Source organism: Cellulomonas massiliensis JC225 (genome assembly GCF_000312005.1).
Lineage (GTDB): Bacteria > Actinomycetota > Actinomycetes > Actinomycetales > Cellulomonadaceae > Cellulomonas > Cellulomonas massiliensis.
In genome coordinates this window covers 251,901-257,510 of sequence record NZ_HE978588.1, presented here as the reverse complement: position 1 = coordinate 257,510, position 5,610 = coordinate 251,901, and the positions used below count along the sequence as shown (strand labels likewise).

5 protein-coding genes are annotated in these 5,610 nt (G+C 76.4%); 4 read left to right on the top strand and 1 reads right to left on the bottom strand.

What is annotated here, in order from left to right; translation table 11 throughout:
• Positions 1–1,142: DEAD/DEAH box helicase (locus tag HGCM_RS01175; RefSeq protein WP_019135068.1), on the bottom strand; the 1,142-nt coding region annotated here is incomplete at its 3' end.
• A gap of 200 nt (positions 1,143–1,342) precedes the next feature.
• On the opposite strand from HGCM_RS01175, the gene HGCM_RS01170 reads away from it, so the two are divergent.
• From HGCM_RS01170 to glmU, 4 genes are all read left to right on the top strand, one after another.
• Entirely contained in the window at positions 1,343–2,749 is a 1,407-nt protein-coding gene (locus tag HGCM_RS01170) for a ferredoxin reductase family protein (RefSeq protein WP_026075168.1), read from the top strand.
• Positions 2,750–2,751: 2 nt separating this feature from the next.
• Complete coding sequence (locus HGCM_RS01165; RefSeq protein WP_026075167.1) at positions 2,752–3,300, top strand: FMN-binding protein; 549 nt, start codon at positions 2,752–2,754, stop codon at positions 3,298–3,300.
• Complete coding sequence (locus HGCM_RS01160) at positions 3,297–4,085, top strand: FAD:protein FMN transferase (RefSeq protein ID WP_019135065.1); 789 nt, start codon at positions 3,297–3,299, stop codon at positions 4,083–4,085. The genes HGCM_RS01165 and HGCM_RS01160 overlap by 4 nt, the downstream gene beginning before the upstream one ends.
• A 58-nt stretch (positions 4,086–4,143) precedes the next feature.
• The coding region (gene glmU, locus HGCM_RS01155) for a bifunctional UDP-N-acetylglucosamine diphosphorylase/glucosamine-1-phosphate N-acetyltransferase GlmU (protein ID WP_026075166.1) at positions 4,144–5,610 on the top strand (1,467 nt) is incomplete at its 3' end.

Below are 5,610 nucleotides of genomic sequence, written 5' to 3'. Positions count from 1 at the left end.
GCGCCCGCGGTCACCGGCTGCGGCGCCGCGGTGATGCCGGCCTGCCGGGTCATCGCCCGCACGTCCGCGAGCTGCTCCGGCAGCACCAGCGTCACGACGTCGCCGGCCGAGCCGGCGCGGGCCGTGCGGCCGGACCGGTGCAGGTAGGCCTTGTGCTCGGCGGGCGGGTCGACGTGGACCACGAGCTCGACGTCGTCGACGTGGATGCCGCGCGCGGCGATGTCCGTCGCGACGAGCACCTTCACGGCGCCGGACGAGAACGCCTCGAGGTTGCGCTCGCGCGCGCCCTGCCCCAGGTTGCCGTGCAGGTCCACCGCCGGGACGCCGGCCTTGGTGAGCTGCTGCGCCAGCTTCTTCGCGCCGTGCTTGGTCCGCGTGAACAGGACGCGGCGGCCGGTGCCCGAGGCGAGGTGGAGCACGACGTCGCGCTTCGCGGCCACGTCCTCGACGGTGAGCACGTGGTGCGTCATCGCGGAGACGGGCGAGCGGTCCGTGTCGACCGAGTGGCGCAGCGGGTCGGTGAGGAACTCGGTGACGAGCCTGTCCACGCCGTTGTCGAGCGTCGCGGAGAACAGCATCCGCTGGCCGCGCCGCGGCGTGGCCGCCAGGATCCGGCGGACGCCCGGCAGGAAGCCGAGGTCGGCCATGTGGTCCGCCTCGTCGAGCACGGTCACCTGCACGTCCGCGAGCGACACGACGCCCTGGCCCATGAGGTCCTCGAGCCGGCCGGGGCACGCGACGACGACGTCGACGCCCGCGCGCAGCGCCTGCTCCTGCGGGCGCTGGGAGACGCCACCGAAGATCGTGGTGACGCGCAGGCCGGCGGCACGGGCGAGCGGCTCGAGCGTCGCGGAGATCTGGGTCGCGAGCTCGCGCGTGGGGGCGAGGACGAGCCCGCGGGGCCGGCCGGCCGTGGTCCGGGCGGCGCGGGCCCCCGGCGCCAGGCCCGCGAGGCGCGCGACGAGCGGGAGGCTGAAGGCGAGCGTCTTGCCCGAGCCGGTGCGGCCGCGGCCGAGCACGTCGCGGCCGCGCAGGGTGTCGGGCAGCGTCGCCGCCTGGATCGGGAAGGCGTCGGTCATGCCGCGGGCGGTGAGCGCGCGGACGAGGGCCTCGGGCACGCCGAGGGAGGAGAACGAGGTCACAGGGGTCGCCTTTCAGGGCGTCGAGAGGGCGCCCGCCAGGCGAGTGCCTCACCCGGGACGCGAGCCCGCAGCGGTCCAGAGCCGCGCAAGAGCCGGGTCCATCCTCTCATGCCGGCCTCGTCCGTGGTCGCAGCGAACGCTGAGCCGCGGGACAGCCCTCTCTCAGAGGTCTCCCAGCACCCGGCCGGACGATCGACGACATGACAGCAGCAGTGGTGGGGCCACCGGCCCTCGGCGCCGCCCCGGCCGCGCCGACGCCCGCGCCGGTGCACCGCCGGTGGTGGCCGGACGCCGTCGCCGCCTTCACGTGGCTCACGTGCCTCGTCGTCGTCGCCCTCTGGGAGTCCGGCGGCGGCGTCGGGCAGCTGGTCGGCGGCGCGGCGGACGCGCTCGGCTCCGTGGGACGGCTCGCCGGCCTGCTGAGCGCGAACCTCCTGCTGCTGCAGGTGCTCGGCATGGCCCGCATCCCGTGGGCCGAGCGCTCGTTCGGGCAGGACAGGCTCGCGCGCTGGCACCGGTGGGTCGGCTTCACGTCGTTCCACCTCATGGTGCTGCACCTCGTGACGATCGTCGTCTCCTACGCGCTCGTGGACCGGACGGGCGTGCTCGGCGAGGCGTGGACGATGCTGCGGACCTACCCCGGCATGCTGCTGGCGCTCGCGGGCACCGTGCTCATCGGCATGGTCGTCGTCACCTCGGTGCGGGCGGCCCGCCGCCGACTGCGCTACGAGTCGTGGCACCTGCTGCACCTGTACGCCTACCTCGGCGTCGGCCTGGCGCTCCCGCACCAGCTCTGGACCGGGACCGACTTCGTCGCCAACCCCGGCGCACGGGCCTACTGGTGGACCCTGTACGGCGGGGCGCTGGTCGCCGTCGTCGCGTTCCGCCTCGTCGCGCCGTGGCGCACGTCCGCGCGGCACCGCCTGCGGGTGGCGCAGGTCGTGCCGGACGTCGACGACCTCGTCCACGTGCGGATGACGGGGCACGACCTGCAGCGCCTGCGGGTCGCGCCGGGGCAGTTCTTCGTCTTCCGCTTCCTCGCCGGCCCCGGCTGGACGCGCGGCCACCCCCTGTCGCTCTCGGCGGCCCCGACCACCGACGGCCTGCGCGTCACGGTGGGGGTCCGCGGCGACGACGGACGACGGATCGCCGCCCTGCGCCCGGGCACGCGGGTGCTCGTCGAGGGGCCGTACGGCCGGCTGACCCCGCAGGTCCTGCGCCGGCCCCGGATGACGGCGGTCGCGGCGGGCTCGGGCGTCGCGCCCGTCCTCGCCCTCCTGCACGCCCGGCCCGGCCGCGGGGACGTCCTGCTGCACCGGACGCGCGGGCCCGGCGCCGGGCCCCTGGCGGCCGAGCTCGCGGCGCTGCCCGGCCTGACGTACCTGCCGCTGACCGGCCGGCGCGCCGGGACCGGCACCTCGTGGCTCCCCGCCGCGCACGCCGACGTCCCCGGGCCCGCCGCGCTCCTCGCGCTGTCGCCCGACATCCGCCACCACGACGTCGTCGTCTGCGGTCCGGGTCCGTGGACCGACGCCGTCCTGCGCGACCTGCGCACCGCCGGCGTCCCCGACGACGCCGTCCACGTCGAGCGCTACGACTGGGAGTGACCATGCGCCGCATCACGATCTGGGCCCTGTCCACCCTCTCCGGCCTCGTGCTCCTGCTCGCGTACCCGACGAGCACCGGCCGTCCCGTGGGCGTCGACACCGCGACCGGCGGGTCGGGCGCGTCCGCGTCCGGCGGGACGAGCACGTCGGGTCCGGCGTCGGGGTCGGCCACCGGTGACGGGTCCTCCGGCTCGTCCGGCTCGTCGGACGGCGGCACCTCGGCCTCGTCGGGCTCGTCGTCGGGCTCGTCGGGCTCGTCGGGCTCGGACGCCAGCGGGACGTTCACCGGCGCCGTCGCCGACACCCGGTGGGGGCCGGTGCAGGTGCAGATCACCGTGGAGGCGGGGCGGATCACGTCCGCGGACGCCGTCCAGTACCCCACCGGAAACCCTCGCGACCAGCAGATCAACGCCTACGCCGTGCCGCAGCTCAACACCGAGGTCACCGACGCCCAGAGCGCGCAGATCGACCTCGTCTCGGGCGCCACCGTGACGAGCCGCGGGTACGTCCAGTCCCTGCAGGACGCGATCGACCAGGCGTTCGGGGCATGAGCGGCGGGCAGGACGAGCCGCGCCGCGCGTGGGTCGACCACGTCATGGGGATGCCCGTGAGCGTCCACGTGCGGGGTGACGACGCGCACGCGGCGGCCACCGAGCGCGCGGTGCGGGCGGCGTTCGCGGAGCTGCGGGAGGTCGACCGGGTGCTGAGCACGTACCGGCCGGACTCGGACGTCAGCCGCTACGCCCGGGGCGAGCTCCCGCTCGCCGACTGCGACGCGCGGGTCCGCGAGGTCCACCGGCTGTGCCTGCTGGTGCTCGCGACGACGGACGGCGCGGTGGACGCGTGGGGATGGAGCAGGCGCGGGTTCGACCCCACGGGCGTCGTCAAGGGCTGGGCCGTCGAGCGGGCGCTCGACGCGCTCGGGGGCGTCCGGGGCGACGTCGCGATCGACGCCGGCGGCGACGTGGCGGTGCGCTGCGACCCGGCGGGCCCGGGATGGCTCGTCGGTGTCGAGCACCCGGACCGCCCGGGCGAGCTGCTCGCGACGGTGCGCGTGCACGCGGGCGGCGTCGCCACGTCGGGCACGGCGGCGCGCGGCGCGCACGTCGTCGACCCTGGGACGGGCCTGCCGGCGGCGCACGGCGTCCGCTCCGCGACGGTGGTCGGGCCGTCGCCGTGCTGGGCCGACGTGTGGGCGACGGCCGTCATGGTCACGGGCCGGCGCGGCCCCGGCGGCACGGGCGGGCTCGTCCTGCACGACGACGGCGGGACGTGGGGCTGGCACGACGGGGCCGCGCGACCCGAGCCGGGCGGTGCGCTCACGGCGGTAGAGTGACTCGCGCGCACGACCCGCCGCCCGGTGACCCCGGGCAGACCGCGAGGAGCACCACGAGGTGACGTTCCCCCGTCCCGCCGCCGTCATCGTCCTCGCCGCAGGTGAAGGAACCCGGATGCGCTCGGCCACACCGAAGGTCCTGCACCGGCTCGGCGGCCGCACCCTCCTCGGCCACGCGCTGGGCGCCGCCCGCGGCCTCGAGCCGGGTCGCGTGGTCGTCGTCGTGCGGCACGGGCGCGAGCAGGTCGTCGCGCACGCGAAGGACGTGGACCCCGAGGTGGTGTTCGCCGACCAGGACGACGTCCCGGGCACCGGGCGCGCCGTCCAGGTCGCCATGACGGCGCTGGACGCCGCCGCGCAGGCGGCCGCCGCCGACGGGGGAGCGGACTCCTCCGGTGCGGTCACCGAGGGCGCCGTCGTCGTCATGGCGGGCGACGTCCCGCTGCTGGACGCCGCGACGCTCGGAGAGCTGCTGGCCGCGCACGCGGCCGACGCGAACGCGGTCACGGTCCTCACCACCGAGGTCGAGGACGCGACCGGCTACGGCCGCATCCTGCGCGAGGAGGGGACGGGCGACGTCCTCGGGATCGTCGAGCACAAGGACGCGTCCGACGAGCAGCGCGCCATCCGCGAGATCAACTCCTCGACCTACGTGTTCGACGCGGCGGTGCTGCGCAGCGCGCTGGGCCGGCTGAACCGCGACAACGCGCAGGGCGAGGTGTACCTCACCGACGTGCTGGCCATCGCGCGGGCCGACGGCGGCCACGTGCGCGCGCTGCGCACCGACGACCCGGTGCTCGTCGAGGGCGTCAACGACCGCGTGCAGCTCGCGACGCTCGGCGCGGAGCTCAACCGCCGCGTCCTCGAGGACTGGATGCGCGAGGGCGTCACCGTGGTGGACCCGGCGACCACCTGGGTCGACGTGGACGTCGAGCTGGAGCGCGACGTCACGCTGCTGCCCGGCACCCAGCTGCACGGCGCGACCGTGGTGCGCGAGGGCGCGACCGTCGGCCCCGACACCACGCTGACGGACGTCGAGGTGGGCCCCGGCGCGACCGTGGTGCGCACGCACGGCTCGCTCGCCGTGATCGGCCCCCGCGCGAGCGTCGGGCCGTTCGCGTACCTGCGCCCGGGCACCGAGCTCGGCGCGAAGGGCAAGATCGGCACGTTCGTCGAGACGAAGAACGCGCAGATCGGCGAGGGCTCGAAGGTCCCGCACCTGTCGTACATCGGCGACGCGACCGTCGGCGAGCACACGAACATCGGCGCCGCGTCCGTCACCGTCAACTACGACGGCGTCCGCAAGCACCGCACGACGATCGGCTCCCACGCCCGGACGGGGGCCGACAACATGTTCGTCGCCCCGGTCACCGTGGGCGACGGCGCGTACACGGGCGCGGGCACCGTGGTCCGCCGCGACGTGCCGGCCGGCGCGCTGGGCGTGAGCGCCGGCGCGCAGCGCAACATCGAGGGCTGGGTCCTGCGGGCCCGCGCCGGCACGCCGGCCGCCGACGCCGCGGCCGCG